At 71.5% G+C, this 25,976-nt stretch carries 28 protein-coding genes and 1 pseudogene; 17 read left to right on the top strand and 12 right to left on the bottom strand.

What is annotated here, in order from left to right:
* The first annotated feature begins 34 nt into the window (after positions 1 to 34).
* A complete protein-coding gene (locus KKZ08_RS09445; RefSeq protein WP_223774018.1) occupies positions 35 to 718 on the top strand; it encodes a DUF899 domain-containing protein in 684 nt (227 codons plus the stop codon).
* Between the two features lie 170 nt (positions 719 to 888).
* On the top strand, positions 889 to 1,077 hold the full coding sequence (locus KKZ08_RS09440) for a hypothetical protein (RefSeq protein ID WP_223774017.1): 189 nt from the start codon (positions 889 to 891) through the stop codon (positions 1,075 to 1,077).
* 71 nt (positions 1,078 to 1,148) lie between these two features.
* On the opposite strand, the gene KKZ08_RS09435 is transcribed toward KKZ08_RS09440, so the two are convergent.
* Positions 1,149 to 1,577 (bottom strand): hypothetical protein, encoded by a 429-nt coding sequence (locus tag KKZ08_RS09435; RefSeq protein ID WP_223778974.1) that lies wholly within the window; start codon positions 1,575 to 1,577, stop codon positions 1,149 to 1,151.
* Positions 1,578 to 1,731: 154 nt separating this feature from the next.
* Complete coding sequence (locus KKZ08_RS09430) at positions 1,732 to 2,160, bottom strand: ATP-binding protein (protein ID WP_223774016.1); 429 nt, start codon at positions 2,158 to 2,160, stop codon at positions 1,732 to 1,734.
* A gap of 230 nt (positions 2,161 to 2,390) precedes the next feature.
* Here KKZ08_RS09430 and KKZ08_RS09425 point away from each other — a divergent pair, with 230 nt between their 5' ends.
* The 3 genes from KKZ08_RS09425 to KKZ08_RS09415 all read left to right on the top strand — a co-directional run bounded on the left by KKZ08_RS09425 (position 2,391) and on the right by KKZ08_RS09415 (position 4,414).
* Complete coding sequence (locus tag KKZ08_RS09425; RefSeq protein ID WP_223774015.1) at positions 2,391 to 3,251, top strand: helix-turn-helix transcriptional regulator; 861 nt, start codon at positions 2,391 to 2,393, stop codon at positions 3,249 to 3,251.
* A gap of 94 nt (positions 3,252 to 3,345) precedes the next feature.
* On the top strand, positions 3,346 to 3,561 hold the full coding sequence (locus KKZ08_RS09420; RefSeq protein WP_223778973.1) for a DUF397 domain-containing protein: 216 nt from the start codon (positions 3,346 to 3,348) through the stop codon (positions 3,559 to 3,561).
* Between the two features lie 46 nt (positions 3,562 to 3,607).
* The gene (locus KKZ08_RS09415; RefSeq protein ID WP_223774014.1) at positions 3,608 to 4,414 is read left to right on the top strand and encodes an SAM-dependent methyltransferase; all 807 of its coding nucleotides are present in this window, start codon (positions 3,608 to 3,610) and stop codon (positions 4,412 to 4,414) included.
* Between the two features lie 72 nt (positions 4,415 to 4,486).
* Here KKZ08_RS09415 and KKZ08_RS09410 read toward each other — a convergent pair whose 3' ends face one another.
* Together KKZ08_RS09410 and KKZ08_RS09405 are read right to left on the bottom strand one after the other, a co-directional pair.
* Positions 4,487 to 4,966, bottom strand: a complete 480-nt coding sequence (locus KKZ08_RS09410) for an anthrone oxygenase family protein (RefSeq protein WP_223774013.1) — start codon at positions 4,964 to 4,966, stop codon at positions 4,487 to 4,489.
* A gap of 143 nt (positions 4,967 to 5,109) precedes the next feature.
* Positions 5,110 to 5,841 carry a DUF2293 domain-containing protein gene (locus KKZ08_RS09405; RefSeq protein ID WP_223774012.1) on the bottom strand — a complete coding sequence of 244 codons (732 nt, stop codon included), beginning with the start codon at positions 5,839 to 5,841 and terminating at the stop codon, positions 5,110 to 5,112.
* 71 nt (positions 5,842 to 5,912) lie between these two features.
* Here KKZ08_RS09405 and KKZ08_RS09400 point away from each other — a divergent pair, with 71 nt between their 5' ends.
* The 3 genes and pseudogenes from KKZ08_RS09400 to KKZ08_RS09390 all read left to right on the top strand — a co-directional run bounded on the left by KKZ08_RS09400 (position 5,913) and on the right by KKZ08_RS09390 (position 7,427).
* A complete protein-coding gene (locus tag KKZ08_RS09400; RefSeq protein WP_223774011.1) occupies positions 5,913 to 6,563 on the top strand; it encodes a uridine kinase in 651 nt (216 codons plus the stop codon).
* A 109-nt stretch (positions 6,564 to 6,672) separates the two neighbouring features.
* Positions 6,673 to 6,894 (top strand): annotated as a pseudogene (locus tag KKZ08_RS09395) (PPOX class F420-dependent oxidoreductase); the annotation flags it as partial.
* A gap of 113 nt (positions 6,895 to 7,007) precedes the next feature.
* Positions 7,008 to 7,427 carry a CBS domain-containing protein gene (locus KKZ08_RS09390; RefSeq protein WP_223774009.1) on the top strand — a complete coding sequence of 140 codons (420 nt, stop codon included), beginning with the start codon at positions 7,008 to 7,010 and terminating at the stop codon, positions 7,425 to 7,427.
* Between the two features lie 38 nt (positions 7,428 to 7,465).
* Here KKZ08_RS09390 and KKZ08_RS09385 read toward each other — a convergent pair whose 3' ends face one another.
* Positions 7,466 to 8,611 (bottom strand): magnesium and cobalt transport protein CorA, encoded by a 1,146-nt coding sequence (locus KKZ08_RS09385; protein ID WP_223774008.1) that lies wholly within the window; start codon positions 8,609 to 8,611, stop codon positions 7,466 to 7,468.
* Between the two features lie 158 nt (positions 8,612 to 8,769).
* Here KKZ08_RS09385 and KKZ08_RS09380 point away from each other — a divergent pair, with 158 nt between their 5' ends.
* Together KKZ08_RS09380 and KKZ08_RS09375 are read left to right on the top strand one after the other, a co-directional pair.
* On the top strand, positions 8,770 to 9,600 hold the full coding sequence (locus tag KKZ08_RS09380) for a methyltransferase domain-containing protein (RefSeq protein WP_223774007.1): 831 nt from the start codon (positions 8,770 to 8,772) through the stop codon (positions 9,598 to 9,600).
* A 74-nt stretch (positions 9,601 to 9,674) separates the two neighbouring features.
* Positions 9,675 to 10,049 carry a cupin domain-containing protein gene (locus KKZ08_RS09375; protein ID WP_223774006.1) on the top strand — a complete coding sequence of 125 codons (375 nt, stop codon included), beginning with the start codon at positions 9,675 to 9,677 and terminating at the stop codon, positions 10,047 to 10,049.
* Between the two features lie 22 nt (positions 10,050 to 10,071).
* Here the strand turns inward: KKZ08_RS09375 and KKZ08_RS09370 are convergent, their stop codons facing one another.
* The 3 genes from KKZ08_RS09370 to KKZ08_RS09360 form a co-directional block, all read right to left on the bottom strand.
* Complete coding sequence (locus tag KKZ08_RS09370; RefSeq protein WP_223774005.1) at positions 10,072 to 11,340, bottom strand: MFS transporter; 1,269 nt, start codon at positions 11,338 to 11,340, stop codon at positions 10,072 to 10,074.
* 80 nt (positions 11,341 to 11,420) lie between these two features.
* The gene (locus KKZ08_RS09365) at positions 11,421 to 11,975 is read right to left on the bottom strand and encodes a methylated-DNA--[protein]-cysteine S-methyltransferase (protein ID WP_223774004.1); all 555 of its coding nucleotides are present in this window, start codon (positions 11,973 to 11,975) and stop codon (positions 11,421 to 11,423) included.
* A 39-nt stretch (positions 11,976 to 12,014) separates the two neighbouring features.
* Positions 12,015 to 12,911 (bottom strand): glycerophosphodiester phosphodiesterase family protein, encoded by an 897-nt coding sequence (locus KKZ08_RS09360; RefSeq protein ID WP_223774003.1) that lies wholly within the window; start codon positions 12,909 to 12,911, stop codon positions 12,015 to 12,017.
* A gap of 275 nt (positions 12,912 to 13,186) precedes the next feature.
* On the opposite strand from KKZ08_RS09360, the gene KKZ08_RS09355 reads away from it, so the two are divergent.
* From KKZ08_RS09355 to KKZ08_RS09330, 6 genes are all read left to right on the top strand, one after another.
* Positions 13,187 to 14,065, top strand: coding sequence for an MHYT domain-containing protein (locus tag KKZ08_RS09355; protein WP_223774002.1), 879 nt, complete (start codon positions 13,187 to 13,189; stop codon positions 14,063 to 14,065).
* 62 nt (positions 14,066 to 14,127) lie between these two features.
* Positions 14,128 to 16,281: an excinuclease ABC subunit UvrB gene (gene uvrB, locus KKZ08_RS09350; RefSeq protein ID WP_223774001.1), complete on the top strand. Its 2,154-nt coding sequence runs from the start codon at positions 14,128 to 14,130 to the stop codon at positions 16,279 to 16,281.
* 155 nt (positions 16,282 to 16,436) lie between these two features.
* Positions 16,437 to 17,015, top strand: a complete 579-nt coding sequence (locus KKZ08_RS09345; protein ID WP_223774000.1) for a TerD family protein — start codon at positions 16,437 to 16,439, stop codon at positions 17,013 to 17,015.
* A 116-nt stretch (positions 17,016 to 17,131) separates the two neighbouring features.
* Complete coding sequence (locus tag KKZ08_RS09340) at positions 17,132 to 19,096, top strand: TerD family protein (protein WP_223773999.1); 1,965 nt, start codon at positions 17,132 to 17,134, stop codon at positions 19,094 to 19,096.
* Positions 19,097 to 19,360: 264 nt separating this feature from the next.
* On the top strand, positions 19,361 to 20,359 hold the full coding sequence (locus KKZ08_RS09335; RefSeq protein WP_223773998.1) for a TerC family protein: 999 nt from the start codon (positions 19,361 to 19,363) through the stop codon (positions 20,357 to 20,359).
* 75 nt (positions 20,360 to 20,434) lie between these two features.
* On the top strand, positions 20,435 to 21,535 hold the full coding sequence (locus tag KKZ08_RS09330) for an ionic transporter y4hA (protein WP_223773997.1): 1,101 nt from the start codon (positions 20,435 to 20,437) through the stop codon (positions 21,533 to 21,535).
* A gap of 33 nt (positions 21,536 to 21,568) precedes the next feature.
* Here KKZ08_RS09330 and KKZ08_RS09325 read toward each other — a convergent pair whose 3' ends face one another.
* On the bottom strand, positions 21,569 to 22,855 hold the full coding sequence (locus tag KKZ08_RS09325; RefSeq protein WP_223773996.1) for an MFS transporter: 1,287 nt from the start codon (positions 22,853 to 22,855) through the stop codon (positions 21,569 to 21,571).
* Between the two features lie 62 nt (positions 22,856 to 22,917).
* The gene (locus KKZ08_RS09320; RefSeq protein WP_223778972.1) at positions 22,918 to 23,964 is read right to left on the bottom strand and encodes a S66 peptidase family protein; all 1,047 of its coding nucleotides are present in this window, start codon (positions 23,962 to 23,964) and stop codon (positions 22,918 to 22,920) included.
* A 79-nt stretch (positions 23,965 to 24,043) separates the two neighbouring features.
* Here KKZ08_RS09320 and aroQ point away from each other — a divergent pair, with 79 nt between their 5' ends.
* A complete protein-coding gene (gene aroQ / locus KKZ08_RS09315; protein WP_223773995.1) occupies positions 24,044 to 24,517 on the top strand; it encodes a type II 3-dehydroquinate dehydratase in 474 nt (157 codons plus the stop codon).
* 33 nt (positions 24,518 to 24,550) lie between these two features.
* Here aroQ and KKZ08_RS09310 read toward each other — a convergent pair whose 3' ends face one another.
* A complete protein-coding gene (locus tag KKZ08_RS09310; protein ID WP_223773994.1) occupies positions 24,551 to 25,207 on the bottom strand; it encodes an MBL fold metallo-hydrolase in 657 nt (218 codons plus the stop codon).
* 10 nt (positions 25,208 to 25,217) lie between these two features.
* Complete coding sequence (locus tag KKZ08_RS09305) at positions 25,218 to 25,910, bottom strand: maleylpyruvate isomerase family mycothiol-dependent enzyme (RefSeq protein WP_223773993.1); 693 nt, start codon at positions 25,908 to 25,910, stop codon at positions 25,218 to 25,220.
* Between the last annotated feature and the right edge of the window lie 66 nt (positions 25,911 to 25,976).

The raw sequence follows: 25,976 nt of genomic DNA, 5'->3' as shown, positions 1-25,976 counted from the left end.
GAGGTACGCGCCCGAAGGGTGGAGGAGACACACCATGGGACTTCCGGACATCGTCACGCGCGAGGAGTGGCTGGTCGCACGTGAGGAGTTGCTGGCCAAGGAGAAGGCCGCCACCCGCGCGCGCGACGCGCTCAACGCCGCGCGACGCCGACTGCCGATGGTGGAGGTCGACAAGGAGTACTACTTCGACGGCTCCGACGGGAAGGCGACGCTGCTCGACCTCTTCGACGGCCGGGACCAACTGATCGTCTACCACTTCATGTACGCCCCCGAGTGGGAGGCGGGCTGCCGCAGCTGCTCCGCCTTCCTCGACCAGATCGGGCACCTCGCACATCTGCGGGCCCGCGGCACGAACTTCGTCGCCGTCTCCCGCGCGCCCTTCACCGCGCTCCTCACCTTCAAGGCCCGCATGGGCTGGACCGTACCCTGGTACTCGACGCACGGCGGCGACTTCAACCACGACTTCGGCGCCTCCTCCACCGAGGAGCCGTGCGACATCCCCGCGATCAACTGCTTCCTGCGGGACGGCGACCGCGTCTTCCACACCTACGCGACGTTCGCCCGCGGCCTGGACGGCCTCGGCTCCACCACCAGCCTCCTGGACCTCACCGCGCTCGGCCGGCAGGAGGAGTGGGAGGAGCCGAGGGGGCGGGCGTCGGCGCTCGGCGCCCCGGCGGGCAGCGCGCGGGTGCGCTACCACGACGAGTACGAGGACTGATCCCCCGGAGTTCCGGAGCCCCCCGATCCCCGGGGCCCCGGGAGAACCCTGGGAAATGCCGCAACTCTGTGTCAGTTCGGTCACGTTGCGAGCCCTGGAGGGCGCTATGAGCGTTCTCACCGGTACAGAGTCTCGAGCAGCGCACCGAACCACACGGGGGCAGGAACACGATGAACGGACGACTGGTGCTGGAGCGTTTCCCCGCGGGCGGACCCCGCGGGTCATGGCCCGCGGAGGAGTTCGCGCGGGCCCGCCGCGCGGAAGGCCGACCCGCGGAGGTCGTGATGGACCTCGCCTCCGACGCCTTCCTGGTGATCGTGCGCGTCACCGACTCCGAGGAGGCCCCCGCAGCCGTTTGAACCGCCCGGGCCACCCCGAGCGCCAGGAGCCCCAAGCCCCCTATGCGCTAAGTGCGACAGACCCCGATGCGCTAAGCGCGACAGGCCCGCGACCACCCCGGCGTCGTCCCCGTCGCCCGGCACAGCGCCAGGTAGAGCGGGATCGGCGGAGTGTAAGGGACGTCGCCGTCGGGGCGGTTGATCAGCACCGGGCGGCGTCGGCCGCCGTCCCGCACGACCGCGCCCGCCGAGTAGGCGGCCGCCGCAGGCCACTCCATGGCGACATCGGAGTCCGCGGGCACGATCCACCACCAGCGCGGCCCGTCCTCGTACACGCACCCCACGCGGGGCAGCCGGGACATCAGGCGGGGCCCGAGCGCCGCCGGCACCGCCACCGCGTCGCAGCCGAGTGGCTCGGTCATGCCCTCGGGCAGGTCGAGCCGCAAGGGTGGTGGCGGAGCCCCGGCGAGCTGTCGCCGCCGGGAGAGCCGGACCAATGTGTTCAGACCCAACGACCGCACCGTACCCGCGCTCACATGCCCCCCGCCCGCATCACTGCCACGCTCGACTCACCCGTTCTCGCACCCGCGACACCGCCGTGCTGGTCCACGCCGGCCGCGAGTTCTCGGTATCCGCGTCACCGCCGCGCTGGTCCACGCCGGCCCCGCGATCGGTCTATGCGAACGGCGACACCTGTGCCGCCGTCCGTCGCAACTCCGCCCACACCGTGCGCCCGTTTCCGGGCCCCGCTTCGTGGACGCCCCACGCGCTGCTCACCGCGTCGACGAGAAGCAATCCCCTCCCGTGCTCCTCATCTGCCCCCCTGTGCACGGGGCGCGGCACACCTGGCCCGCACCCTTCGTCACGCACGGATATCCGCAGCTTCCCCGAATCCGCGCAGAACTCGCAGATGATCCACCGGCTCGTGGTGTGCACCACGGCATTGGTGACCAGTTCGGAGAGGACGAGTGCCGCCGCGTCGCAGGCGTCCTCGTCACGCACGGCCCAGACGCCGAGCTGCGCGCGCAGCAGGCGTCTGGCCTGCGCGACGGAGTTCGGTTGAGGGGCGAGCGCGAAACTGACGCAGACCTCGGCAACGCTCACAGGACGTGCCTCGGCGAGATCACCAAGACGGCCTTCGGCGGCTTCGGTTCCTAACGGCGCGGGCGGAGTCACGCTCTCCACTATCGCCCCGCCCAGAACACCTTGGCAAGAGCCACTCTGAAATGTGCACAGTGGCGTGTTCCTCCGAGACGGCGCATGGCACACTGCTCGCAACGGCTCACGGTGCGGTGTGGGTTGTGGCAACGCGCAGTCAGGTGGAGGTAGGAGACGTGAGCGAACCGCGGTCCGCGCCGACCGTCGGCCAGGTCGTTCTCGGTCGTCGCCTACAGGACCTGCGGGAGAGCGCCGGCCTGAGGCGCGAGGAGGCGGCGAAGATCCTGCGCGTCGCCCCGGCCACCGTCCGCCGCATGGAGACGGCCGAGGTCGCGCTGAAGATCCCGTACCTCCAACTGCTCCTGAAGGCCTACGGCGTCGCCGACGACGAGGCCGACGCGTTCGTGACCCTCGCCGAAGAGGCGAACAAACCGGGCTGGTGGCAGCGGTTCCACGACATCCTGCCGGGCTGGTTCAGCATGTACGTCAGCCTGGAGGGCGCGGCCAGCCTCATCCGCTCCTACGAGCCGCACTTCGTGCCCGGCCTGCTCCAGACCGAGGAGTACGCGCGCGGCGTGATGCTCTCCGGAGCCATCGGCCAGACCCGGCCCGCGGACATCGAGCGGTATGTGGCGCTGCGCATGGAGCGTCAGGCGCTGCTCACCCGCGAGGACGCGCCCCGGCTGTGGGTGGTGATGGACGAGACCGCGCTGCGCAGGCCCGTCGGCGGCCCCGAGGTGATGCGCGCGCAGCTCGACCGGCTGCTCGAAGCCACCGAGATGCCCCATGTCACGCTCCAGGTCGCGCCGTTCGCGGCGGGCCCGCACCCCGGAACGTACGGACCGTTCGTGCTCTTCCGCTTCGCCATGGCGGAGCTGCCCGACATGGTCTACAGCGAGTACCTGACCGGCGCCGTCTACCTGGACGCGCGCAAAGAGGTGGCCACCCACCTGGAGGTCATGGACCGCATGGCGGCGCAGGCCGCCACCGCACAACGCACGAAGGACATCCTCCGGGACGTCCGCAAGGAGCTGTGACATGGACCGACATCGAGCCGGAACGCGCCCCGCCGGTCCGCGTTCGCCCGGGGCCCGCGACGACTCGCGTGCCGAGTCCCGCATCTACAACGGCATGCCCGCCCGTGACCTCGGCAACGACGGCTGGCACAAACCGTGGAGCGGCGGCAACGGCGGCAACTGCCTGGAGGCCATGAAACTCGACGACGGCAGGGTCGCGGTGCGCCAGTCGGCCGACCCCGACGGCCCCGCGCTCATCTACACGCACGGGGAGATCAACGCCTTCATCCAGGGGGCGAAGGCCGGCGAGGCGGACTTCCTGCTGTCGTGACCACCGCGTCCCTCCTCCCCGACCGCCGCCTACCCGTGGAGCTGCCGTGACCGACCCGTCGTACATCGACACCAGCAAGCCGCACCCCGCACGCATGTACGACTGGTTCCTGGGCGGCAAGGACAACTACCCGGTGGACGAGGAGATGGGCCGCCGGCTCGTCGCCATGGACGGGCAGGTCCTGACGATGGCGCGGGCCAACCGCGCGTTCATGCACCGCGCCACGCGCTGGCTCACGACCCAGGGCGTCCGGCAGTTCCTGGACATCGGCACGGGGATACCGACCGAACCGAACCTCCATCAGGTCGCCCAGGCCATCGCCCCGGAGACCCGCGTCGTCTACTGCGACAACGACCCGATCGTCCTCGCCCACGCCGAGGCGCTGCTCCGCTCGACGCCGCAGGGCGCCACCGAGTACATCCAGGCGGACTTCCGCGAACCGGAGAAAATCCTCGAAGAGGCCGGGCGGGTCCTCGACTTCGACCGGCCGGTCGCCCTGTCGCTCGTCGCGCTGCTGCACTTCATCGCGGACGAGGACGGCGCGTACGAACTGGTGGACCGCCTGATGAGCGCCCTGCCGCCGGGCAGCCACCTGATGCTGTCGCACGGCACGGGCGAGTTCACCCCGGACACGGCGCGGCAGGCGGCGGAGCTCTACAAGTCACGCGGCATGACGCTGGCGCTGCGCACCCGCGCGGAGGTGGAGCGCTTCTTCGAGGGGTACGAGATGGTGGACCCCGGAGTGGCGATCATCGACCGCTGGAAGCCGGAACCGGGCGCGGGGACGCCGGGGACGCCGGAAACGGGGGAGCGGCCCACGCCGGGGTACGGGGCGGTGGGGCGCAAGCGCTGACCGCCCGCCGCTGCGTGTTCACCGTGGTCGCGTCGCGTCTCGTCGCGTCTCGTCAGGTCAGGTCAGAGCAGGTCAGGTCAGGGCTAGGACGAAGCACGCCGCCGCGGCGAGCGAGGCCACGCCGCGGACGTGGTTCCACGCGGTCCACTCACGGACGTACGCACGCCAGTACGCCGCGCCCTCCGCGCTGTCCGGGTCGACCTTCGCGAGGGCTTCGTTGCGCGGGATGTTCGCGGCGACCGTCACGCCGAACGAACCGACGAGATACAGTGCACAGCCGAACAGCAGCTCGAAGGTGCCCTCGTCCGGCCAGAGCACGAACGTCACGACGGCGAGCACCGCGCACAGCCCCGTCGCCCCCAGGAAGACGGTCATGAACGCCGGGTTGACCGCGGCGACGTTCATCGAGTTCATCGCGGCGATGCCCTGGGCGGGCGGCAGCGCGGCCAGGCCCTTCATCACGAAGGTCGAGAACGCGGCGAAGACCCCGGCGGCGACACCGCAGGCGAGCGCCCCCAACACGGTGAGGACGAAGTACGGTCCGTCGATCATGGCAACTCCCGCGGTGATTAGGGCCGTTACGTCGGATGGGCGGGCCGCGAGTGATCCTGCACGGCGGGCCGTTTCCCCACAAGTCAATTGCCGCGGGCGGCCGGCGGCCATACGTACGGCTCGCGGGCGCATGCGTGGACGTCTCAGGGGCTCGGGTGGTGGTGTGCGGCCGGGGTCGGGGGAGGCGGCGGTCGGCCGGGTGGGCGGTCCGATGTGTCGCGCCACTTCCGCAGCGTCGTCTCCGTCAGGGAGGCGATCCGGCGCCGCGCCTCGCCTCGCGCGACCCCGCTCATCAGCAGCCGGTCGTACGGCGTATCGGTGTGCCGCACCGCGGCGGTGACCGCTGCCCTCACCGCCGCCTCCGAGAGCGCCCGCCCCGCCGCGCTGCGCCCCACCCGCCCGCTGCCCCGGACCGAGGCGTGCGCGGCGATGGCGAGGGCGCGCTCGGCCGGGCAGCCGGGAAAGAGCCGCCGGATCTCGGCGGCGAAGGCCGCGGTGAACCGCACGTCCTCAGCGGCCCGCCGCGCCGCGTCCCGTTCCCTGCGCCGCGCCCGCGCCTGCGCGTCGGCGAGGCACCGCTCCTCCGCGTGGGCGAGGGCCGCCTCCTCGACCAGCACGCCCTGCCGTTCGTACCGGGCACGGCGGCGGTGGAAGCGGACGACGACCGCGCAGAGCCCACTGGCCTCACGTGCCCGCCGCGTGAGCGCGGTGTCGCCGCGCGGCAGGTACACGAGGTGCCCGAGGTCGGCGCAGTCCAGGCAGCGCGGCTCACCGTGTTCGAGGACGAGCAGGGGCAGGGGGCTGGAACGGCACTCGGCGCAGCGCCGCCGTTTCAGGGGCTGGAAGACCACAAGGCCGGGGGGAGGGCTCGCCATGCCCGTCTCATTCCCCGAATCCTCCGCCGACCCGCCACCCCGGGCCCGGCGCGCGGCGGCATCATGGGCCCGTGCGACTCGAACCGATCACCTGGGAACGCCTGGCCGACACCCTCGCCGACCGCCTGCTCGACCTGAGGACGGCGGACGGGAGCCCCTGGCCGCGCGTCGCCGTGGACGGTGCGCCGGCGGGCGGCACCGGCGAACTGGCGCGGGGCGTGAGCGACGCGCTGCGCCTGCGCGGGCGGTCCTCGCTCGTGGTCGCCACCGAGGGGTTCCTGCGACCGGCGTCGCTGCGGCTGGAGTACGGGCGCCAGGACGTGGAGGCGTACTACAGCGGGTGGTTCGACACCGGGGCGCTGTGGCGCGAGGTCCTCGGACCGCTGGACCCGGGCGGCACGGGCCGTGTCCTGCCCGACCTCTGGGACCCTGCCGCCGACCGCGCGACCCGCAGCCCCTATGTCCGACTCCCGCCCGGCGGCGTGCTCTTGCTGCACGGCCCGCTGCTGCTCGGCCACTGGTTCCCGTTCGACCTGACGGTGCACGTACGCCTCTCGCCGGGCGCCCTGCGACGACGTACACCGGAGGACGAGCGCTGGACACTCCCGGCCTTCGAGCGGTACGAGACGGAGACGGACCCGGCGGCCGTGGCCGACGTGGTGGTGCGGGCGGACGACCCCCGGCATCCGGCGTGGAGCGGTGGAGACGCCCCGGACTCCTGAAACCCCTGTCTGTATGCCTCCTGAAACACCTATCTCACCGTCGAGGAGGGCGCGGACGGAATCGGCGATGACAAGGGGGGAGGCCGTGCTCGGGTAGGTCCGTAACCTCGAACGCGACCCCCGCGTGAGTGTCTCGGTCGACGACCTCGCGAACCCGTACTCCTCGGCCGAGATCCGCGGCGTCGCCGAGATCCTGCCGGACGAGGGCAAGCGGCTCCCGCACGAGCTCTCGCACAAGTACCTGGGCATCGATCCGCCGGCGGAGAAGGACGAGGAGACCCGGGTCATCGTCCGCGTGACCCCGCGCAAGATCATCACGTTCGCCCCCTGAGGCGGCCGCCCGCTCCGGATGCGGGGCGCCGGGGACGCCACGAGAATGAGGGGCGCCGGGACCAGCGGCGCGCTCGCGCCGCTCCGGACACTGCCCGGCCACGGGAGGTACCGATGACCACCGCCGGAGACATCATGCATCAGGGGGCCCAGTGGATCCCCAAGCACGAGACGCTGGACCGCGCCGCCCAGCTGATGCGCGAACTAGACGTGGGTGCCCTGCCCATCGGCGACGAGAACGAACGGCTCTGCGGCATTCTCACCGACCGCGACATCGTCGTCGGCTGTGTGGCCATGGGCCACGATCCGTCCCGGGTCACCGCGGGCGACCTGGCCAAGGGAACGCCCCGGTGGATCGATTCGAACGCCGACGTCGACGAGGTCCTGCGGGAGATGCAGGGCCACCAGATCCGCCGCCTGCCGGTGATCGAGAACAAGCGGCTCGTCGGCATGATCAGCGAGGCCGACTTGGCCACGCACCTCACCGACGACCAGCTCGCGGGCTGGGTCGAGAGCGTGTACGCCAAGAACTAGCCGACGCCCGCGCGAGCGAGGCACACCCCCCGGGCCGCCTACAGCCAGCCGCTGCGCCGGAAGCCGCGGTACAGCGTGAAACAGACCGTCGCCACCAGGGCCATCACCACGGGATAGCCGTACTTCCAGTGCAGTTCGGGCATGTGATCGAAGTTCATGCCGTACATGCCGCAGACCATCGTCGGCACGGCGATGACGGCGGCCCAAGCGGTGATCTTCCGCATGTCCTCGTTCTGCGCGACGGTCACCTGGGCGAGGTGCGCCTGGAGGATGGAGTTCAGCAACTCGTCGAAGGCGGCGATCTGCTCGGTGGCCCGCTTCAAGTGGTCGTCGACGTCCCGGAAGTACGCCTGTATCTCCGGGGCGATGACGCGCATCGGCTGAGTGGCCAGCACCTGGAGCGGACGGCCCAGCGGCACCACCGCGCGCTTGAGCTCCAGCAGTTCGCGCTTGAGCTGGTAGATGCGGCCGGGGTCGAGCCGCTCGCCGTCCGGGGCGAAGACGGCCGTCTCGACCTGGTCTATGTCGGACTGCACCGCGTCCGTCGCCGCGAGGTAGTCGTCCACGACATGGTCCGCGATCGCGTGCAGCACCGCGGCCGGGCCCTGGGCGAGCTGCTCGGGCGCGCCCTCCAGCTCCTCGCGCAGCGGGCCGAGCGAGCCGTGCCGGCCGTGCCGGACCGTGATGACGAAGTCGCGGCCCACGAAGACCATGATCTCGCCGGTGTCCACCACCTCGCTGGTGGCGGTCAGTTCGGTGTGCTCCACATAGCAGACCGTCTTGAAGACGGCGAAGAGCGTGTGGTCGTACCGCTCCACCTTCGGGCGCTGGTGCGCGTGCACCGCGTCCTCCACGGCGAGCGGGTGCAGGTCGAAGAGGTCGGCGATGCCGGCGAACTCCCGCTCCGTCGGCTCGTGCAGACCCAGCCAGACGAAGCCGTCGTCCGTCTTGCGGATGCGCTCCACCGACTCGACGAGGTCACGGCCGGCGGGCTGGCGGACGCCTTCGCGGTACGTCACGCAGTTCACCACCGACGAGCCCAGCGGGGAGCGGGCCGGGTGGCTCAGGTCGACGCGCGCGCCGCGGCGGCCCAGGCGGGCCACTCTGCGCAGGCCGCCGACCTTCCGCAGGCTTCCGACCCTGCCCAGGTTCCCGACTTTCCGCAGGTTGCCTGCCATCGACATGTGGGGCTCCTCGCGCTGACGACGTGACGTGCCAGTCTGCCAGGACGGCCGCCCACTCCGCTGATCCCTGGGGGAACGGATCGTTCCGCTCCGGAATGGCCCCGGAATGGCCGGTTCTGCTTCCGGGGTGCAAGCCTGACAAATGGGATGATCGCGGCATGACGCGTATCGACGGTCACCTCCTCGACCCCCGGCGACTCCCCGACCCCCGACAGCTCTCCGACGCCCGGCAGGCCGAGGCGAAGCAGCGCTTCGCCGCTTACGCCGCCCTCTTCGACACCACCACCTTCGGACACATCGAACGCCTCGGCCTCGGCCCCGGCTGGCGCTGCTGGGAGGTCGGGGCGGGCGGCACATCCGTGATCTCCTGGCTGGCCAAGCGGGTCGGCCCCACCGGCAGGGTCCTGGCGACGGACATCGACACGTCCTGGCAGCTCCGGACCGCGCGCTCGCCCCTGGAGGTACGCACGCACGACGTCGCCGCCGATCCGCCGCCCGCCGAGGCCTTCGATCTCGTGCACGCGCGGCTCGTCCTCGGCGAGGTGGCGGACCAGGAGCGGGCCCTGAAGTCGATGCTCAGGGCGCTGCGGCCGGGCGGCAGGCTGCTGATCGAGGAGGCCGACCCCGCGCTCCAGCCGCTGGCCTGCCCCGACGACCACGGCGCCGCGCAGGAGCTGGCCAACCGGCTGCGTCAGGCCGTGCGCGCGCTGCTCGCGGAGCGCGGCGCGGACCTCACGTACGGCCGTCGGCTGCCCCGGCTGCTGCGAGAGGCGGGCCTGCGCCAGGTGGAGGCCGACGCGTACTTCCCGCTGGCGTCACCGGCCTGCGCGGCCCTGGAGACCGCGACGCTCCAACAACTCCGCCCGGCCCTGATCGCAGCGGGCCTGGCCACCACGGACGACCTGGACCACCACCTCTCCAACATCACCACGGCCCCCCTGGACCTGGCCACCCCACCCTTGATCTCAGCCTGGGGCAGAAAACCCTGACGCCCTCACCCCGCGTCCCGCCCCGAAAGGGGCGCGGGGAACTGCGCAACGCCCCCCGGCTAGGGTGACCGCCCATGACCACGAATGATCAAGCCGCCACCGCCCCCGCCTCGTTCGCCGTGCACATCCCGGATGTCGAACTGGAGGCCGAGCCACTCACCCCCGAGCAGATCGTCTCCGGCACCCCGGTGGTGACCGGCAAGGTCCTGTGGGAGTCCGCCGACGGCAAACAGCTGCGCGGCATCTGGCAGATCACGCCGGGCGTGGTCACCGACACCGAGGCCAACGAACTCTTCGTGGTCGTCAGCGGCCGGGCCACCGTCCAGGTCGAGGGCGGCGACACCCTGGAGCTCGGCCCCGGCGACGCCGCCGTGCTGCGCGAGGGCGACCGTACGACGTGGACGGTGCACGAGACGCTGCGCAAGGCGTACCACATCACGCTGCCCTGACCCCACCCCCCGCCGCGCGGGATCACGCCTTCTTGGCCGCCACCGCCCGGCGGACGGCGAGCGCGGCCACCGGCAGCAGGATGCAGGCCCCGACGAGGTTGAGCCAGCCGTAGCTCGCCCGGGCCACGATCAGGCCGGCAACCGCGCCGCCGATGCCCGCCGCCGCGTTCATCGTGAGGTCCGAGAGGCCCTGCACGGCGGCCCTGGCCGGCTGCGCCACCGAGTCGGTGAGCAGCGCGGAGCCGGAGACCAGGCCCGCCGACCAGCCGAGGCCGAGCACGAAGAGACCGGCGGCGGTCTGGCCGTGGCTCGGCCCCGCCGTGCCGGCGAGCAGCGCGGCGCAGCTCAGCAGCCCCACGGTCAGGCCGATCACGGACAGGCGGCCGAACCGGTCGGCCAGCCAGCCCATCACCGGCGAGAACGCGTACATGCCCGCGATGTGACCGCTGATGACCAGCCCGACCAGTTGCAGGCTCGCGCCGTGGTGCCCCAGGTCGACCGGGGTCATCACCATGATCGAGACCATCACCGTGTGCGAGACGGCGACCGTCACCAGCGCCAGGCGGGCCATCGGGGAGGCGGCCACGGCGGCGATCCCGGCCCTCAGCGAGCGGCTCTGCGTGGTGTCGTCCTCCTGGGGGGCCAGCGCGCGGGCGGTGAGCAGCGGGTCGGGGCGCAGCAGCAGCGCCACCACGAGCGCGGCGACCGCGAAGATCCCGGCCGCGAAGAGGAACGGTCCCGCCGTCTCGGGGATGGCGGTGCCGGCGAAGAGCCGGCTCGTGGGCGCGGCGATGTTCGGCCCGAGGACCGAGCCGATGGTGGTGGCCCAGATGACGAGGGAGATGGCGCGGCCCCGCCGCTCGGGCTCGGCGAGGTCGGCCGCGGCGAAACGTGCCTGCAGCGTGGCCAGCGACCCCCCGCCGAAGGCCGCCATGCCGAGCAGCAGCAGCGGAAAGCTTCCGATGACAGAGGCCAGCACCACGAGCCCCGCCCCGAGCGCGCCGATCGCATACGCGAGGACGAGACCCGCCCGCCGCCCACGGGACGTCATCAGGGCGGCGAGCGGCAGCGAGAGCAGCGCCGTACCGGCCACGGAAGCGGTGGGCGCCAGACCCGACACCGCCTCCGTCCCGCTCACCTCGGTGGCGAGCACCGGGGCCAGCGCGATGCCGACCGGGATCCCGAGCCCGCCGAGGATCTGACTGGCGATCAGCACCGCGGTCGTGCGGCGGCGCAGGGCGGGCAGCGCCTCCGGCGCCGGTATGTCAGGAGCGTCGAGGGTCTTGGTCACTGACGCAGTGTGCCAGGGGCTCGGGGGACGCGAAACAGAGTTGACGGGGAAACAGGGCACCCGCGCCGAGCGGCGGCGGCTCAGAACAGCGGCTGGGGGAGCACCCCCTCCAGGGCGAGCAGCTGCCGCTTGGTCTCCAGGCCGCCGCCGAAGCCGCCGATGCCACCGTCGCTCTCCACCACACGGTGGCACGGCACCACGACCGGCAGCGGATTGGAGCCCATGGCGATGCCGACGGCCTGCGCGGCGCGCGGCTGCCCGACGCGGCGGGCCAGGTCGCCATAGCCCACCACCGTGCCGAACGGCACCCCGGAGGCGAGCTCGCGCAGCACCTGGCGGTTGAAGCCGGAGATCAGCGACCAGTCAAGCGGCAGCTCGAAATCGCGCCGCTCGCCCGCGAAGTAGGCCGCGAGCTGCCGTATCGGCTCGGCGAGCAGCGGTGACTCCGGTGCGCACACCGGCTCGACGCCCAGGCGGGAGCCGAGCCGGTCCACGGCCTTGTCGCGCACGTCGTCCGTGGCGTGGAAGACCACGGTGACGAGACCGGTGCCGGTCGCGGCGAGGAGCAGGGGGCCGATGTCGCTGCCGACGACGGCCCACACGGCCTGGCGCCGCTCCTGAGCGTTGGCGTTCATGCCGACCACCGTACGACCGGCCACTGACAACGCGCCGCGTCAGTTGTCCCGCAGGGCCTTGCGTACGACGTCGGGCGTGTTGGTGATGATCCCGTCCACGCCGAAGCCCGCGGCGCGCCGCGCGTTCGCCGCGTCGTTCACGGTCCACGTGAAGATCTCCAGGGGCTTGCCGTGCGGCCCCGTGAACGCGTGGATCGCGGCGACGTAACCGACCGAGATGGACGTGTGCGGCGAGTTGATCTGGTCGGAGAACTTCGCGTACGCGGGCAGTTGGGCGACCGAGGGGGTGCCGAGGAAGCCCGTCTTCACGTCGGGCCGCAGCTTGTGCACGGTCTTCACGCTGTCGGCGCTGAAGCTCTGGATGACCAGCTTGCTCTTGACGTGGTGCTTGTCGAGCCAGCCCGTCTCGCGGAGCACCCGCAGGCCCTGCTTCTCGATGCCCGGGTAGAGCTCGGGCTTCTTGAACTCGAAGACGAGCTTCTGGTGGTTGCGCGAGACCCGGCGCATGTACTGCGCGAGGGTCGGCACCCGCTCACCCGCGTACTTCGGGCTGAACCAGCTGCCCGCGTCGAGCCTCGCGATCTCGGCCGCCGTGAAGTCCGCGACCTTCCACGGGGCGCGGCCGGGGAAGACCTCCTCCACGTTCGTCGTCCGCTTCAGGTTGTCGTCGTGCATGATCACCAGCTCGCCGTCCTTGGTGCGCTGGACGTCGTTCTCGACCCAGCGGAACCCCATGTCGCGGGCCTTGTCGATGGCCGCCAGGGTGTTCTCCGGGGCGTAGGCGGAGGCGCCGCGGTGGGCGACGACCAGCGGTCTGTCGTGGTCGCCGGTGGCCGGCGCAGCCGGTGTCCGCGCGGCGGCGGTGGCGGTGGGGAGGACGAGTGCACCGGCGCCCATGAGGGCGGCGGTGGCGGCAGCGGCAGCGCGTGCGTACACGGGTACTCCTCGCGTCGTTGAGGTCACGGACCGGTCGAGAGTGACAGTCCACGGCCAACGAGAAACAGGTGCAGGATGGCCACAGGTTGAACGAAGTCACCACGGTCGAGGACCCCGCGCGCGGGTAACGCGTTTCTTTGCCGGAAAATCATTCGGGCGTCCTGGGGTGAGCTTTACTCTCTGCCTCAACCGACGGTCTTTCAGATGACCGACGGTAGGGGGTGTATGGGGCATTTCGGGGCATTTAGGCACAATAGGCGGAAGGGCTACCGCGCATGCAGGGCACGGTCGACGGGTTCAGCTACGGAGTCGTCACACCGGTGGTGGCCTACGTCATGGCCTGCCTCGGAGGAGCGCTCGGGCTGCGCTGCACGACCAGATCGCTGCTCGTCGCCCACTCCTGGCGGCCCGGCTGGCTCGCGCTCGGCTCGGCCGCGATCGGCTCCGGCATCTGGACCATGCACTTCGTGGCGATGATGGGCTTCACCGTCGCGGAGACACCGATCCACTACGACAAGGCGCTGACCTTCGCGAGTCTCGCCGTCGCCATCGTCATGGTCGGCATCGGCATCTTCATCGTCGGATACCGCGGCGCGACCGGCACCGCCCTGTTCACCGGCGGGACGATCACGGGCCTCGGCATAGCCTCGATGCACTACCTCGGAATGGCCGGTATGCGTCTTCGCGGGACGCTGGAGTACAACACGCTCACCGTCGCCGCGTCCGTGGTGATCGCCATGGTGGCCGCCACCGCCGCCCTGTGGGCGGCCGCGCAGGTCAGGGGTTTCCTGTGGAGCCTCGGCGCCAGCCTCGTCATGGGGCTGGCCGTCAGCGGCATGCACTACACCGGGATGGCGGCCCTCAGCGTCCATCTGCACGGCCCGGACACGGAGCCGCCCGGTGCCTCGTCCGCCGAGATCCTCGCGCCGATGATGATCGGCCCGCTCGCCTTCCTGCTCCTCGCGGGCGTCATCGTGATGTTCGACCCGCTGATGCTGACGGGCGGCCGGCATCCGGACACCAGGAGCGGCGCGCACCCCGGACGGCGCCCCCACCCGCCCTACCCCGTCCCGCGCCCGGGCGACCGCCACGCCCCCGGCCCCCGCCGCGGACCCCGTCGGCGGCCCGGCTCGCGCACCTCGCAGAGCCGGTGAGCGAGCGCCGCCGAGCCCCCGATCCCGCCCGGTTGTCAGTGCGGGGTCGTACGGTGGATTCCATGCGGCCCGTATCCAAGATCGAACGCACGGTGGCGCCTTTCGAGGTCGTCAGTCCGTACCAGCCCAGCGGCGACCAGCCGGCAGCCATCGCCGAGCTGGAGCGGCGCATCCGCGCAGGTGAGAAGGATGTCGTCCTCCTCGGCGCGACCGGCACCGGCAAGTCCGCCACCACCGCGTGGATGATCGAGAAGCTTCAGCGCCCCACCCTCGTGATGGCGCCGAACAAGACACTGGCCGCCCAGCTGGCGAACGAGTTCCGCGAGCTCCTGCCGAACAACGCCGTCGAGTACTTCGTCTCGTACTACGACTACTACCAGCCCGAGGCGTATGTCCCGCAGTCGGACACCTACATCGAGAAGGACTCCTCGATCAACGAAGAGGTGGAGCGCCTGCGCCACTCCGCGACGAACTCGCTGCTGACCCGCCGCGACGTCGTCGTGGTCGCCTCCGTCTCCTGCATCTACGGCCTCGGCACCCCCCAGGAGTACGTGGACCGGATGGTCCCGCTCAAGGTCGGCGACGAGATCGACCGCGACCAGCTGCTGCGTCGCTTCGTGGACATCCAGTACACGCGCAACGACCTGGCGTTCACCCGCGGCACCTTCCGCGTCCGCGGCGACACCATCGAGATCTTCCCGGTCTACGAGGAGCTGGCCGTCCGCATCGAGATGTTCGGTGACGAGATCGAGGCGCTCTCCACCCTCCACCCGCTCACCGGCGAGGTCATCAGCGACGACGACCACCTGTACGTCTTCCCGGCCTCGCACTACGTGGCGGGACCGGAGCGCCTGGAGAAGGCGGTCAACGGCATCGAGAAGGAGCTCACCGAGCGCCTCGCCGAGCTGGAGAAGCAGGGCAAGATGCTGGAGGCCCAGCGCCTGCGCATGCGCACCACGTACGACCTGGAGATGCTCCGCCAGATCGGCTCCTGCTCCGGCGTCGAGAACTACTCGATGCACTTCGACGACCGCGCGCCCGGCACCGCCCCCAACACCCTCCTCGACTACTTCCCCGAGGACTTCCTCCTCGTCCTGGACGAGTCGCACGTCACGGTCCCGCAGATCGGCGCGATGTACGAGGGCGACGCCTCCCGCAAGCGCACCCTCGTCGACCACGGCTTCCGGCTGCCCTCCGCCCTGGACAACCGCCCCCTGAAGTGGGAGGAGTTCCTCGGCCGCATCGGACAGACGGTCTACCTCTCCGCCACCCCGGGGAAGTACGAGCTCTCGCGCGGCGACGGCTTCGTCGAGCAGATCATCCGCCCCACCGGCCTCGTCGACCCCGAGGTCGTCGTCAAGCCCACCGAGGGCCAGATCGACGACCTGGTGCACGAGATCCGCACGCGCACCGAGAAGGACGAGCGCGTCCTGGTCACCACCCTCACCAAGAAGATGGCCGAGGACCTCACCGACTACTTCCTGGAGCTCGGCATCCAGGTCCGCTATCTGCACAGTGACGTCGACACCCTGCGCCGCGTCGAGCTCCTGCGAGAGCTGCGCTCCGGTGAGTACGACGTCCTGGTCGGCATCAACCTCCTCCGGGAGGGCCTGGACCTGCCCGAGGTCTCCCTGGTGGCCATCCTGGACGCCGACAAGGAGGGCTTCCTGCGGTCCGGGACCTCCCTGATCCAGACCATCGGCCGCGCCGCGCGCAATGTCTCGGGCCAGGTCCACATGTACGCCGACAAGATCACCCCGGCGATGGAGAAGGCCATCGACGAGACCAACCGCCGCCGGGAGAAGCAGATCGCGTACAACAAGGAGAGGGGGATCGACCCGCAGCCGCTGCGCAAGAAGATCAACGACATCGTGTCGGCGATCGCGCGCGAAGAGGTCGACACCGAACAGCTCCTCGGCTCCGACTACCGCAAGCCGAAGGCAGGCAAGGGCGCCAAGGCCCCGGTGCCCGCGCTCGGCGGCGAGGCGGGCAGGGCCGGCGGTGCGGCCACCTCCGCCAAGGCCAAGGGCAAGAAGGGGCAGACGGTCCCCACCGACCGCCCCGCTGCCGAACTGGCCGAGCAGATCGAGGAGATGACCGAGCGCATGCGCGCGGCCGCCGCCGACCTCCAGTTCGAGATCGCCGCGCGGCTGCGCGACGAGGTGTCGGAGATGAAGAAGGAACTGCGGCAGATGAAGGAGGCGGGGCAGGCCTAGGGGCACGCCCGGGGGAGGCGGAGCGGCGTACTGGCCGGTCTGTTGCAGGACCGCCACAAAGTGCGGCCGGCGCTGCGGCCGCGCAGGTGACGCTGCGTAGGGTGCTGGGCAACCGCAAGAGGCGGTTGCCCAGGCAGTTCGAGAGGGGACAGCGCGTGACGGTCAACATGACCAAGGGTCAGGCCATCAGCCTGCAGAAGGACGACGGGGGCGCCCTGTCCGCGGTGCGCATGGGGCTCGGATGGCAGGCGGCCCCGCGCCGCGGTCTGTTCGGCACACGGACGCGGGAGGTCGACCTGGACGCGTCGGCGGTCCTGTTCGCGGACAAGCAGCCTGTGGACGTCGTCTTCTTCCGGCACCTGGTCAGCGACGACGGCTCCGTGCGGCACACCGGCGACAACCTCGTCGGCGGTGTCGGCCAGGGCGGCGACGACGAGGCGATCCTCGTCGATCTCCAGCGGATCCCCGTCCACATCGACCAGATCGTCTTCACGGTGAACTCCTTCACCGGCCAGACCTTCCAGGAAGTGCAGAACGCGTTCTGCCGTCTGGTCGACGAGACCAACGGCCAGGAGCTGGCCCGCTACACCCTGGACGGCGGCGGCCAGTACACCGCCCAGATCATGGCGAAGGTCCACCGCGCGGGCGCGGGCTGGCAGATGACGGCCATCGGCAACCCCGCCAACGGCCGCACCTTCCAGGACCTGATGCCGTCGATCCTGCCGCACCTGTAAGCCGCACCTGCAAGCCGCATCTGGCTCACATCAAAAGGGCCCTGGGCAGGCCACATCCAGTCCACATCCGTAGGGGCGAGGGCTCGACGGGAGCTCTCCGAGGGGGGAACAAGGCGATGACGGCCGAGCTGGTGCGGGGGCAGAACCATCCGCTGCCCGGGACCCGCCTGGAGATCCGGGTCTCGGCCGGCGAGCCGATCGTGGCGGGGGCCACGCTCGGCGACGACCGGGGCAGGGTCCCCGGCGCGGAGTGGGTGGCCCACCCCGGCTCGCCCACCCTGCCGGGCCTGGAGGTGTCTGGACAGGCGGCGGCCGACCACCGCCTCGCCGTCGACCTCGGCGCCCTGCCGGACACCGTCCACCGGGTCAGCGTCCTGCTCGCGCTGCCCGTCGCCGCCGGGGGCCCCGCCAGCTTCCGCGCCCTCGCGGCTCCCTTCGTCGCGGTCACCGGACTCGACGGCGCCGAGGTGGCCAGCTACACCATCACCGACCTCGACGCCGAGTCCGCCGTCGTCGCCCTGGAGCTCTACCGCCGCCACGGCGCCTGGAAGGTCCGCGCCGTCGGCCAGGGGTACGCGGGCGGCCTCGCCGAGATGCTCACCGACCAGGGCCTGCCCCAGGCCCGCGAGCTCGCGGACGCCATCGACGACGCGGTGGCCCAGGGCCTGGCCCGCTCCGTGGCCGCGCCTTCGCCCCGCCCCGCCGACGACGCCCGCGTGCGCACCACCACCGAGGACCACGGCCCGGCGCACGGCCGCCCCGCCCCGCCCGTACAGCGGCCGGGCGGCGAGACCCCCGTACAGCCGCCCGTTCAGCAGCCCGGCGGGGACCCCGTGCCCCCTGCCGACACGCCGACCGGCGGCGGCCCCGTCGACTACACCCACCCCGGGCGCCGGACCACCGCGCCACCGCCACCGCCTCCCGCGGCGCCCCCGGCCGAGCCCGGCCTGCCCGCGCAACCCGTGGCGGGCGACGCCACCGGCTGGTCCCTGGAGGAGCGGCTCTACAACCAGGTCTGGGGCATGTTCGAGGACCTGGCCCGCACCACGGCCGCGTACCGGAGCGCCGTCGACTTCGCCGACTCCCGCATGGAGCAGGAGCTCGACAAGGTCCTCGACGACCCGCGCAGCCGCATCGGCGGCGCGGGCGACGCCGCCCGCGAGAGCGCACGGACCAAGCACGCCGACCTCGTCGGCCGGGCCAGGGCGGCCCTCGACCGCGACCTCGGCCAGCTCGCCGCCGAGGCCGATGTCGTCGAGCCCGCCCTCCCCCCGGCGTTCGCGGCGTGGAGCAACCCCGTCTGGCACGCCTACCGCGCCCCCATGGAGATCCCGATGGCGCTGCGCCTCGGCGACCTCCACCTCCCCGAGCGCCCCGACCTGCGCATCCCGATGCTCGTCAGGCTGCCGCTCGAGCGCGGCCTGTGGATCGACGGCGGCAAGGCCCTCACCAACCACCGCACCGACTCCACCGCGCTGCGCCGCCTCGCCATGGACACCGCGGTCGCCCACGCCGCGCGGCTGCTCGCCGTCTACCCCGCGGGCGAGTTCCAGGTGCACGTCATCGACCCCGCGGGCTCTGCGACGGCCGCCCTCGCCCCGCTCGTGTCCGCCGGTGTCCTCGCCGGGCCCCCGGCGGCCGGGGCGGCCGGAGTCTCCGACGTCCTCGCCAGGCTCACCCAGCGCGTGGACCTCGTCCAGATGGCGATCCGCGGCGGCGCCGCCGACGCGCTGCCCCCGGACCTGGACACCGCCGAGCAGCTCCTGATCGTCAACGACTTCCCGCACGGCTTCGACGACCGCGCCGTGACCCGGCTGCGCTACCTCGCCGACGAGGGCCCGTCCGTCGGCGTGCACCTCATGATGGTCGCCGACCGCGAGGACGCCGCCGAGTACGGCCCGCTGCTCGACCCCCTGTGGCGCGCGCTGCTGCGCCTGACACCGGTGCCCGACGACCACCTCGCCGACCCATGGGTCGGGCATACGTGGACGTACGACCCGCCGGTCCTCCCCGCGGGCAGCCAGATCCTGCGGCAGGTCCTCGAACAGGTCGCCACGGCCCGGCGCACCGGCGGCCGGTGACGGCGAAGCGATCCGGTAAAGCGACCTTCTCCCCTCTCTGAGCTGGGCTTTTGGCGTTTGTTTACCATCCCCTTTACCAACCCTTGGTGTTTCGCGTACTCTTCTACCAGCGGAGGGGAGTACTCCCGGCTGCGACGTTCCCGTCAATACGGACCGCCATCGGTCCCGGGGCGTCGGCCCGATTCATGGCGGTGACCGCCTCGGGTGGAAGAGACCTCCGGCAGCGACGACGCTGATCAGTAGCCGTACGAAGCCGGAGGCGCAGTGGACGTTTCAATGACCCTGTGGGTAACGACCGTTCTAGGTCTGTGTGCCCTGATCGCGGTCGACTTCTTCATCGGGCGCAAGCCCCATGACGTGTCGATCAAGGAAGCCGGAGTATGGACGGTCGTCTGGATCGTCCTCGCGGCGCTCTTCGGCGTCGGCCTGCTGATCGCGGGTGAGAGCCAGGCTTCCGGCGAGTTCTTCGCGGGCTTCATCACCGAGAAGTCGCTCTCCGTCGACAATCTCTTCGTCTTCATCCTGATCATGGCGAAGTTCTCGGTGCCGAGCCATCTCCAGCAGCGCGTGCTGCTCTTCGGTGTGCTGATAGCCCTGGTCCTGCGCGCGATCTTCATCGCCGCCGGCGCCGCGGTCATCGCCAACTTCTCGTGGGTCTTCTACATCTTCGGCGCGTTCCTGATCTACACCGCCTGGAAGCTCATCCAGGAGGCGCGCGCCGACGAGGAGGAAGAGGACTGGGAGGAGAACCGCCTCCTGAAGTCCATCGAGAAGAAGTTCGGCGTCTCCGACCGGTACGAGGGCACGAAGCTCTTCGTCCGGAAGAACGGCAAGAAGATCATGACGCCCCTCATGGTCGTCATGCTCGCCATCGGCACCACCGACGTGCTCTTCGCGATGGACTCCATCCCGGCGATCTTCGGCCTCACCCAGGACCCGTACATCGTCTTCACCGCCAACGCCTTCGCCCTCATGGGCCTGCGGCAGCTGTACTTCCTCATCGGCGGTCTGCTCAGGAAGCTGGTCCACCTCAGCTACGGCCTGTCGGTGATCCTCGGCTTCATCGGCGTGAAGCTCGTCCTCCACGCCCTCCACGAGAACGGGGTGCACGTCCCCGAGATCTCCATCCCGGTCTCGCTCGGCGTCATCTGCGGCGTCCTGGTGATCACCACGATCACCAGCCTCATCGCCTCCAAGAAGCAGGCGGAGAAGGACGCGGCCGAGGCCGCGGACGGCGCGGAGAAGGACAGCGTCGAGGCCTGACGGTCACTCTCCCGCCCGGCACCGGGCGGGAGACACCGAGTAGCGGCACCCAAGCGCCCGGGGCAGCATCGAGTCATGGTCACTCGGCTCCGGGCGCTCGGCATGCAGTGGACGGCTGTGGTCCCGCTCCTCGCGGTCGTCCTCCTCGTCCTCACCTGGGGGCGCGACCTGCCCGGCGCGGTCATCGCCGTGGTGACCCTGGTCCTCGCGGGAGCGGTGCTCGCCGCCGTCCACCACGCCGAGGTGATCGCGCACCGCGTCGGCGAACCCTTCGGCTCGCTCGTCCTCGCCGTCGCCGTGACCATCATCGAAGTGGCGCTGATCGTCACCCTCATGGCCGACGGCGGCGACAAGAGCGCCACCCTCGCCCGGGACACCGTCTTCGCCGCAGTGATGATCACCTGCAACGGCATCGTCGGACTCTGCCTCCTGGTCGGCGCCCTGCGCCACCGCACCGCCGTCTTCAACCCCGAGGGCACCGGCGCCGCCCTCGCCACCGTCGCGACCCTGGCCACGCTCTGCCTGGTCCTGCCGACGTTCACCACCACCAAGCCGGGGCCGGAGTTCTCCACGGGCCAGCTCACCTTCGCCGCCGTCGCCTCGCTCACGCTGTACGGCCTGTTCGTGACCACCCAGACCATGCGTCACCGCGACTACTTCCTGCCGCTGACCAAACAGGGCGAGGTCATCGACGCCGACAGCCACGCCGAAGGCCCCTCCACGCGGCAGGCGCTGACCAGCCTCGGCCTGCTCGCGCTGGCCCTGATCGGCGTGGTCGGCCTCGCCAAGGGCGTGTCACCGACGATCGAGTCGGGAGTGGAGAGCGCCGGCATGCCGCACGCCGTCGTCGGCGTGATCATCGCGCTGCTCGTGCTGCTGCCCGAGACGATCGCGGCCGTGCGCGCCACCCGCCGCGACCGGGTGCAGACCAGCCTCAACCTCGCCCTCGGCTCGGCGATGGCCAGCATCGGCCTGACCATCCCCGCCGTCGCCCTCGCCTCCCTTTGGCTGTCCGGGCCGCTCGTGCTCGGCCTGGGCGCGACCCATATGGTGCTGCTCGCCCTCACGGTGGTCGTCGGCACGCTCACGGTCGTACCGGGGCGCGCCACTCCGCTCCAGGGCGGCGTCCACCTGGTGCTGTTCGCGGCCTACCTGGAACTGGCGGTCACGCCGTAGGCGCCGGCGGTCAGGCCGTAGGCGAGCAGAGGCTCATCCCGCGGCCGGCACCGCCTCGCGCACCGGCCGCGTCTCGGGGAGCAGCGCGAAACAGCCGAGGCTCAGCACGGCGATACCCGTCAGATACGCGGCCACGCCCCACGGCGTCCCGTCCCCTTGGGCCACCGCCGTCGCCACGATGGGCGTGAGCGCCCCGCCGAGCACGCCGCCGAGGTTGTAGCCGACCGCGGCGCCCGTACAGCGCACGCGCGGTTCGTACAGCTCGGGCAGGTACGCGGCGATCACGGCGAACATGGTGATGAACGCGATCATCGCCACCAGGAAGCCGAGGAACATCAGCAGCGGCTGCCCGGTCGCGAGCAGCGCGATCATCGGGAACATCCACAGCGCGGACGCGGCGCACCCGAGCAGACACAGCGGCCGCCGCCCGTACCGGTCGCCGAGCACGGCCACCACCGGGGTCAGGGCGCCCTTCACCACCACGGCCGCCATGATGCACGTCAGCATCACCGTGCGGCTCACGCCGAGCCGCTCCACCGCGTAGGCGAGCGACCAGGTCGTCACCGCGTAGAAGACGGCATAGCCGACCGCGAGCGCGCCCGCGGTCAGGAGCACCAGGCGCCAGTGGTCGCGGACCACTTCGACGAGCGGCACGCGCGCGTGCTCACGCACCCGCAGGAAGTCGGGGCTCTCCGCGAGCGAGGTGCGCAGCGCGAGTCCGGCCGCCGCGAGCGCCCCCGCCGCCCAGAACGGCACCCGCCATCCCCAGGCGGTGAACTGCGCGTCGGAGAGGGTCGCCGAGAGCGCCAGCATGATGCCGTTGGCAAGGAGGAAGCCGACCGGCGGCCCGATCTGCGGAAAGCTCGCCCACAGTCCGCGCCGCTCGGCCGGCGCGTGCTCCGCGGTCAGCAGCACGGCGCCACCCCACTCGCCGCCGAGCCCGAGCCCTTGCAGGAAGCGCAGCACAAGGAGGAGTACGGGAGCGGCGATCCCGATCGATTCGTACGTCGGAACGCAGCCGACGGCGACCGTGGCGACGCCGGTGAGGAGCAGCGACCCGACGAGTACGGGCCGCCGCCCGCGCCGGTCCCCGATATGCCCGAAGAGGACCGACCCCAAGGGACGTGCCACGAAGCCCACGCCGAAGGTCGCGAAGGCGGCGAGCGTGCCCGCCAGCGGCGAGAACGTCGGGAAGAACAGCGGCCCGAGGACCAGTGCCGCGGCCGTCCCGTAGATGAAGAAGTCATAGAACTCGATGGCGGTCCCGGCGAGCGAGGCCGCCGCGAGCCACGGCAAGGAGGGTGGTTCAGTGGTGCGCATGTCGCTCGAACTACCCACAGTGACGGGTGGTTACGGGGGGCGCACGGTGGTGATCGGGTCGTTCAGTACGTCACCGTGATCCGCCGCCCCGGCCCGTCGACCCGCACGGTCCCGCCGTACGGGATCACCATCTGGGGGTCGGTGTGCCCGAGGTCCACGTCGAAGACCGCCATGGTGTCCGGGGCGTACACGTCGAGGGCCCGCAGCACGGCTTCCCGCTGCTCACGCACGTGCGTGGCCTTGGCCTCCGCGTCGTTGGGGCGGGTGAACGACCAGGCCTTGGCGCGGCCCATCAGGAGGGCCGGGAAGCGGTGCAGCAGCCCGCGTTCCCCCATGTTGCGCAGGATGCGGAACACCGCGTCGGCGCTCAGCAGTTCCTCCGAGGTCTCCAGGAACAGCACGCATCCGTCGTACGCCGACAGGTCGCGTGCGATCTCACGGTCCGTCATCAGCAGCCAGGAGAGGATCTCCAGCTCGCCGCCCCAGGAGCGGCCCTCCACGACCCGCTCCGGCCGGTGCCAGTGCCAGCCGCCGCCCGGCTCGGTCGGCGGCTCCTCGGCGAGGCTCGCGGGGTCGTCCCAGGGCAGGTCGACGTCGCGGTAGCGGTCGGCCGGGTGGAGTTCGTAGGGCCCGGAGGTGAAGAGCGCGGCCCGCAGCGAACGCTCCGTCAACGGCGCCATCGCGCCCGGCCGGCCGAGCTCGCACATCACGGACGCGCCGTGGTAGCCGACGATGCCGCACTGCCAGAGGTAGGCGAGCAGATTGGTGTTGTCGCTGTAGCCGAAGAACGGCTTCGGGTGCGCGCGGAGCAACTCCCGGTCCAGATGCGGCAGTACGGTGATCTGGTCGTCGCCGCCGATGCTCGCGATGACGGCCTTGACGGTCGGATCGGCGAACGCGGCGTGGATGTCGTCGGCCCGCTCCCGCGGCGACGCCCCCATCTTCCGTGTCGACGGATACTCCACCGGTTCCAGGCCGTACTCCGTGCGGAGCCGTTCGAGGCCGAGTTCGTAGGGGAGCGGGAAGAGCTCCGGAAGGCCGCTGGACGGTGAGAGCACGGCGATGCGGTCCCCCGGCGAGGGCTTGGGCGGGTACAGGGGTTCGGCGATCATGGGGGGCAGCGTAGGGCCGTACTCCCCGAGGCCGCACCCGAGTTCCCGCGCACGGGAGGCGTGATAGACCTCGTCCATGACCCTCAGTGCCCGTAGCCTCGCCACCGCCCCGATCATGATCCTGAACGGCCCGAACCTGAACCTCCTCGGGCAGCGCCAGCCCGAGATCTACGGCTCGGACACCCTCGCGGACGTCGAGGCGCTGTGCGCGAAGGCGGCGGCCGCGCACGGCGGCACGGTGGACCTGCGGCAGAGCAACCACGAGGGCGAGCTGGTCGACTGGATCCACGAGGCGCGCGAGCGCCACGCGGGCATCGTCATCAACCCGGCGGCCTACTCCCACACGTCCGTCGCGATCCTGGACGCGCTCAACACCTGCGACGGCATGCCGGTGGTGGAGGTGCACATCTCCAACATCCACCAGCGCGAGGCGTTCCGGCACCACAGCTACGTCTCGCAGCGCGCCGACGGCGTCATCGCGGGGTGCGGCGTCCAGGGCTACGTCTTCGCGGTGGAGCGGGTGGCGGCGCTGGTGGCCGCCGGGGCGTGAAGCCGCCCCCGCGGCCCGCCGCGCCGCCTGGGCTCACCAGCCGCGGGCGCGCCACTCCGCCAGGTGCGGCCGCTCGGCGCCCAGCGTCGTGTCGTTGCCGTGGCCGGGGTAGACCCACGTCTCGTCCGGGAGCGTCCCGAAGATCTTCGTCTCGACGTCGTCCATGAGGCTCGCGAAGGCCTTCGGGTCGTTCCACGTGTTGCCGACGCCGCCCGGGAAGAGGCAGTCGCCGGTGAACACGTGCGGATGGCCGTGCGGGTCGTCGTAGACGAGCGCGATCGAGCCCGGCGTGTGGCCCACCAGGTGGCGGGCGGTGAGCTCGACCCGGCCGACACGGACGGTGTCGCCGTCGTCCACCGGCACGTCGGTCGGCACGGGGATGCCCTCGGCGTCCGCACGGCCCGCGTACGTCCGCGCGCGGGTCGCCGCCACGACGGCGGCCAGCGCCTGCCAGTGGTCGCCGTGCTGATGCGTGGTGACGACGGACGCGATGCCGTCGTCACCGATCAGCGTCAGCAGCGTCTCGGCGTCGTTCGCCGCGTCGATCAGCAGCTGCTCGCCGGTGGCCCGGCACCGCAACAGATAGGCGTTGTTGTCCATCGGCCCGACCGCGACCTTCGAGATCATCAGGTCCGGCAGCTCGTGCACATCCGCGGGCCCGCCGACCTTCACCGCTCCGCTGTACGTCATGCGCGTCAGCCTATAGCGGGGGCAGGGCGGGCAGGAGACCGCCTTCGGCCGTGAGCCCGGAGCCGTCGCGGCGGCCGGCGAGCCAGCCGACCACCTCGGGCGCGGGGCCCGAAACGGTGACGGTGCCATCGTCGGGGGCGCCCTGCCGGCCGGTGCTCCACGCGTGCGTGCCGTCCGTGATCCGCGTGGGCGGCACATCGGGGTTGCCAGAGAACCGTGCGGCCAGGAAGGCGATCTCCCGGCGCACGAATTCCTCCGGCAGGTCCTCCAGCTCGTACCCGATGCCGAGGTCGACGTGGTGCAGCTCGACCTCGACCCACCGCCGGAACGGCACCCGTGACGCGGAGTCCGTGACGCCGTTGCGGAGCTCCACCGTGCGGGACCAGTCCGCGGGCTTCGCCGCCTCGTCCTGGAAGCGGGCCGCGCTCTCCCGTACGTCCGCGAGCTGCTCCGCGAGGGCGCGCGGGGCGTCCCGCTCGATGTCCGCGTCCCGCACCTTCGCGTCGACGTACATGGGGCGGCCGGCGAGGACGTTCACCAGGGCGTCCGCGTTCCGGGCGAGGTGGGCGAGGACATGACCGCGGGTCCAGCCCGGGAGCCGGGACGGCTCGGCGGTCGCATCGCCGTTCAGTTCTCCGGCCGCGGTGAGCAGCCGCTCGGTCGCGTCACGTACAGACGCCAGGTCGCGCACATGATCAATCATGCGCCCGACGATAGCTGGGTCACACGTACGGGTGAAGGTGTCCAGGTCAACCCATAATTCGAATGT

Source organism: Streptomyces sp. 135 (assembly GCF_020026305.1).
Lineage (GTDB): Bacteria > Actinomycetota > Actinomycetes > Streptomycetales > Streptomycetaceae > Streptomyces.
The sequence above is the reverse complement of the archived record's forward strand: the minus strand, read 5'-3'. Positions and strand labels throughout refer to the sequence as shown.

Coding starts and splice junctions, on each gene's coding strand:
- KKZ08_RS09385 (WP_223774008.1), bottom strand. CDS start 8,611: ATGTCGATGGCAGGCAACCTGCGGAAAGTCGGGAACCTGGGCAGGGTC.
- KKZ08_RS09405 (WP_223774012.1), bottom strand. CDS start 5,841: ATGGCGAGCCCTCCCCCCGGCCTTGTGGTCTTCCAGCCCCTGAAACGG.
- KKZ08_RS09445 (WP_223774018.1), top strand. CDS start 35: ATGGGACTTCCGGACATCGTCACGCGCGAGGAGTGGCTGGTCGCACGT.
- KKZ08_RS09330 (WP_223773997.1), top strand. CDS start 20,435: ATGGTCACTCGGCTCCGGGCGCTCGGCATGCAGTGGACGGCTGTGGTC.
- aroQ (WP_223773995.1), top strand. CDS start 24,044: ATGACCCTCAGTGCCCGTAGCCTCGCCACCGCCCCGATCATGATCCTG.
- KKZ08_RS09390 (WP_223774009.1), top strand. CDS start 7,008: ATGACCACCGCCGGAGACATCATGCATCAGGGGGCCCAGTGGATCCCC.
- KKZ08_RS09355 (WP_223774002.1), top strand. CDS start 13,187: ATGCAGGGCACGGTCGACGGGTTCAGCTACGGAGTCGTCACACCGGTG.
- KKZ08_RS09305 (WP_223773993.1), bottom strand. CDS start 25,910: ATGATTGATCATGTGCGCGACCTGGCGTCTGTACGTGACGCGACCGAG.
- KKZ08_RS09410 (WP_223774013.1), bottom strand. CDS start 4,966: ATGATCGACGGACCGTACTTCGTCCTCACCGTGTTGGGGGCGCTCGCC.
- KKZ08_RS09310 (WP_223773994.1), bottom strand. CDS start 25,207: ATGACGTACAGCGGAGCGGTGAAGGTCGGCGGGCCCGCGGATGTGCAC.
- KKZ08_RS09325 (WP_223773996.1), bottom strand. CDS start 22,855: ATGCGCACCACTGAACCACCCTCCTTGCCGTGGCTCGCGGCGGCCTCG.
- KKZ08_RS09365 (WP_223774004.1), bottom strand. CDS start 11,975: ATGAACGCCAACGCTCAGGAGCGGCGCCAGGCCGTGTGGGCCGTCGTC.
- KKZ08_RS09420 (WP_223778973.1), top strand. CDS start 3,346: ATGCCCGCCCGTGACCTCGGCAACGACGGCTGGCACAAACCGTGGAGC.
- KKZ08_RS09340 (WP_223773999.1), top strand. CDS start 17,132: ATGACGGCCGAGCTGGTGCGGGGGCAGAACCATCCGCTGCCCGGGACC.
- KKZ08_RS09380 (WP_223774007.1), top strand. CDS start 8,770: ATGACGCGTATCGACGGTCACCTCCTCGACCCCCGGCGACTCCCCGAC.
- uvrB (WP_223774001.1), top strand. CDS start 14,128: ATGCGGCCCGTATCCAAGATCGAACGCACGGTGGCGCCTTTCGAGGTC.
- KKZ08_RS09375 (WP_223774006.1), top strand. CDS start 9,675: ATGACCACGAATGATCAAGCCGCCACCGCCCCCGCCTCGTTCGCCGTG.
- KKZ08_RS09440 (WP_223774017.1), top strand. CDS start 889: ATGAACGGACGACTGGTGCTGGAGCGTTTCCCCGCGGGCGGACCCCGC.